Raw genomic sequence first — 3,715 nt, forward strand, 5'->3', positions numbered from 1 at the left:
ACGGGGCCAACGGCCCATCAAACGCTGTTGCTCTTGACCTAGACGCGGCGTGCTCTTCGATGGCCGCGCGTGTTCGATGGCGCCGGCAAGGCGCCTGGAAACCACCTGGCAAGCTCGGCGTTCAGCCGATCCATCAGGTCAGGGCGCAGCAGCGTGATATGCGCGTTTCCGTTTTTGAACGCCTTGATATCCAAGTAGCCATCAATCGAGTTCATCCACCACCCGCAAGGCTCGGGTTTGCCGTCAAACCGATACAGCTCGCGTAGCAAGTCCTGGATCGCATCGGCCCCGTAGCTCGTGCAGTTGCCGCGGTAGTCATAGAACCGCTGGTAGATCAGCTTCTGCCCGAAGTGGGACGGCTGATTGGTCTTGTGGTCCCACGACAGCCGGCGATACAGATGGGCCAGGGCCTCCTTGCGGAACTCGTCCTTTCGCTCATGCAAGTCCTGGAACACGCCCAGCGCCGTGGGTGCATCAAACGGCACCACTGGGTCCCTTGCTTCCTGGCCCACTACCTTGCGCCACTTCTCACGCTCCGGACCGGACATGAGATCCCACAACCCTGCCCCGTGCAGGAACCGCGCCCACAACTGCCGGTCTACCTTCTCGGTGTAGTAGTGCAACGCCGCGTCATGGTGCAGCTGGTAAGACCTGGACAGGTGCAAGGCGAATGACCGCATGTGCGGGTCAGTGAGCACGCGTATAGCGGCTTCCAACAGTTCATGACGCTCCCGCAGCAAGTCGGGCACGGAAATGGACTTGATAAGGTCAAGGCCCATGATCAGTTGTTTCCCAATTTTGCCGATTGATCATCTTTCGACACTGCAAACTCTTTAAGCTTCTTTCCCACGGTGACCTTGTTGCAACCTACGACAGCAGCAATCTTTCGCTGGGACATGCCCTTGCTTTTCAACTTGACGATCAGCGAGTTCAGTTCAGGTCGCCGCTGCCCCCGTTCAGCGCGTGTAAGCATTGCGTTGAAATAGGTGCCACAGAACTTGCATTGATATCGTTGAACGGTAGCGCCTGATTTGCGCACCAACTTGCCCTTCTTACGATAGAAACCACTCATTGGATCAGCATGGTTGATGCATTCGCTATTTGGACAGGCAACATCGCCCTTGATCGACAATGGATGGTTTGGTTTGGAAGGCGAAATAACACTTTTGCCATCGGGATTTTTCACTGTCTTTCGGCGGCCAGGTGCGATCAACTTCCGATCTTTAAGTTGCCTAATGGCATTTATGACTCTTTGATGTGAAATGCCAAGCTCTACCTCAATCCGCCTTCCTGGAAAACCTTTCTTCACCAAGTCATGGACCTTTGAAAGAATATCATCATTAATTTTAGATTCGTTTAAATAGTTCCAAGCTTGTTGTTTACTTATTTCGAGATTTTCAGCAATCTGTTCCAGCGTTAACCCAGCGACCTTCAACAGTTGCGCTTGCGCCTGACGCTCTTTGGTTCTAGCAAAAATATCTTCTCTTGATATGGACAACCCAAGACCTTCTGTATCTTGCTGAACAACATTTCGCTGAACATTTACCATTTTTGCAATTTCATTCCTGCTGAAACCATCATTAATCAGTTTTGACACCTTCTCTCTTCTTTCAGCGACTATTTGTGATTGGGCCACACCAACTGACCGGAGAAAGTCGTAAACCTTTGTTTTCGCGGTTGATAATGAACAACCAATTGCGTTGGCTATATCTTCAATAGGCTGTCCGGAATTATGCAACCTCCCCGCCTCTTCCATCATCATCTTGCTTTTCCCTGCGCGATCGATCGGCCTGATATTTAAGCTCTTGCATATCTGTCCGACCCGCTGGTATGAAATACCCAGAAGTGCCGCAATCTCTGTTGTTTGTAGACCTTCCTCGACCGCATCAAATACTTGGCGCTGACGGTCAGTTTGAGGTTCACGCACCGGTTCCTTACTCACCGCTCCCTCCCAGCGGGCACAACCGTTTTACGAACGGCGATTGCGTGGGATACAGATACAGGGTGCTCGTGCAAGCGTTGGGAGCATCAGAGAATGCGCCCACGTCCGCTTCCAGGTGGTCGCCTGCCACACGGCAGTTGCGCACCGTGGAAGCCCGATCAATCAAGGCATAGGCGGCCTCCATCCGATCCGGGCTGGCCTCTCCTTGCGGGATGTTGGCAAGCTCCACGGCTGCTGCTTGGCACACTTCATCGGTCCACTCGGCTTCATTGACTTCCAGGCGCAGCAGGCGATTATCAAGTTCGTTGATGGCTTGCTTGGGCACAACTGGTTTAATTCCCGGGGTTTCAGGTTTCGCTTCGCCACGCACTTGATCAGTGGAGCATCCCTCCACCACACCTGCGTTCTCGGCCAGGCTACGGGCGGAAGCTAGGCGCTCCACGGTCATCTTGGTTTCGTCGGCCAGGTCCAGGGCCAATGCTTTGCAAGCTGGATCTTTCCACTGGCTCGTAAAGATGCCGTGCTTGATGAGCCAGGCTTCGCCTTGCAGCTCATCGGGTGTGGGTGTTAGCAGTGGCTGGGCTGGGGCCAGCAACACGGCCAGGAGGATAGGCACGCTGGCTAGTGAACCGATCATTGCGTGCTCCCGTCATCATTTGGGCACCACTTCGCCGCAAGCTCTTTTGAGGTTCCTGGCCGCGCAATGTAGGTGAAACCAATAGCGGATCCGATGGCAAGTTGTCGTTCGCAGAACATCAGTCGTTCGGCATCACGCATATCAATAGAAGCAAACTGTTCGCGTGCTGATTCATGGTGGTCTTCCACCGACATTCCCAGCCCTGGACTTCCCTCTGTCAGGCCAGCTGCCCACCGCGCTGTTCCCATGTTGTCGCGCACAGCATCCACCGCCTCTGCGGCCTGATCGGTCCATGTGTTTTCGGGGTAGACGGCTACAAAGGCGTCGATCTTGGCTTGTGCTAACAATTCGGCATGAACCGTGGGGTCAGTAGCTCTCTCCTGCGTTTCAGGCGAAAGCTGTCCAGCTTGGCTCGCCTGGCTGCAATACAAGCCAAGCACGCCAGCTATGACCAGGATGCAGCCCACCAGTGGCCAGGGGTTTGATCGCCGATTGGATGAGTAGGGGTTAGATTTCATGACCTATCCCCCGCTTGCTTCACAGTCAAGCCATCCGTGTCGCTAGGGAGTATCTGCATGGTCGTCCCTTTGCAGATGGCAGCTTGCTTTGCCGTGCGCCCTTCGCGCGGCACCCAGTCGATCAACAACACAGGAATACCTGGCGCCGAACGATTGATCCGGATATTTCTTGCATTGCAGTTGTAGTAAAAATAATCCTCCCTCATCTCACGCTCGATATCGGAAAGGCTGTCCTCAATGAATGCAAACGCGAGTTCGGTGTCCTTACGATGCCGTGAGGTTTCCAGAGCGTCTGCAAGTGCGTCGATCTGGATCTGATACCTATCGGCGCTTTCGACGCTATCGGGCTCTGCCGCTATGTCATCCAATTGCTGTTGGACAGTAGCGAGCTTTGCTTCGGCTTCACCTGCTTTGTCCTGGTTGCGACTGTCCGAAATCATGGATATAGCCCAAAGCAAGCCTGCGATAACCATGACGCATCGGACAATCGGCCAGGGGTTTGATCGCTTGTTTGATGTATAGGAATTGGGTTGCATATTGCCTCCTTGATCTGCGTTGAAACATAGCCATCGCTATGCCTTTCATTAAGTCAAAGGCAAACCCAAACTTTGTCAATAG

General features: G+C 53.6%; 5 protein-coding genes. All 5 read right to left on the reverse strand.

Annotation, left to right across the window (positions count from 1 at the left end; all coding sequences use genetic code 11):
• Positions 1 to 38 precede the first annotated feature (38 nt).
• The 5 genes from N799_RS13915 to N799_RS15520 are packed head-to-tail and all read right to left on the reverse strand — an operon-like array spanning position 39 to position 3,633.
• Positions 39 to 779, reverse strand: coding sequence for a DUF4942 domain-containing protein (locus tag N799_RS13915; RefSeq protein WP_036213879.1), 741 nt, complete (start codon positions 777 to 779; stop codon positions 39 to 41).
• 2 nt (positions 780 to 781) lie between these two features.
• Positions 782 to 1,942 (reverse strand): hypothetical protein, encoded by a 1,161-nt coding sequence (locus N799_RS15505; protein ID WP_152597981.1) that lies wholly within the window; start codon positions 1,940 to 1,942, stop codon positions 782 to 784.
• Entirely contained in the window at positions 1,935 to 2,579 is a 645-nt protein-coding gene (locus tag N799_RS15510; RefSeq protein WP_152597982.1) for a hypothetical protein, read from the reverse strand. Before N799_RS15510 ends, N799_RS15505 begins: the two co-directional genes overlap by 8 nt.
• Positions 2,576 to 3,097 carry a hypothetical protein gene (locus N799_RS15515; protein WP_152597983.1) on the reverse strand — a complete coding sequence of 174 codons (522 nt, stop codon included), beginning with the start codon at positions 3,095 to 3,097 and terminating at the stop codon, positions 2,576 to 2,578. The genes N799_RS15510 and N799_RS15515 overlap by 4 nt, the downstream gene beginning before the upstream one ends.
• Positions 3,094 to 3,633 carry a hypothetical protein gene (locus N799_RS15520; protein WP_152597984.1) on the reverse strand — a complete coding sequence of 180 codons (540 nt, stop codon included), beginning with the start codon at positions 3,631 to 3,633 and terminating at the stop codon, positions 3,094 to 3,096. The genes N799_RS15515 and N799_RS15520 overlap by 4 nt, the downstream gene beginning before the upstream one ends.
• Positions 3,634 to 3,715 lie beyond the last annotated feature (82 nt).

The organism is Lysobacter arseniciresistens ZS79 (assembly GCF_000768335.1).
Classification (GTDB): Bacteria; Pseudomonadota; Gammaproteobacteria; order Xanthomonadales; family Xanthomonadaceae; genus Novilysobacter; species Novilysobacter arseniciresistens.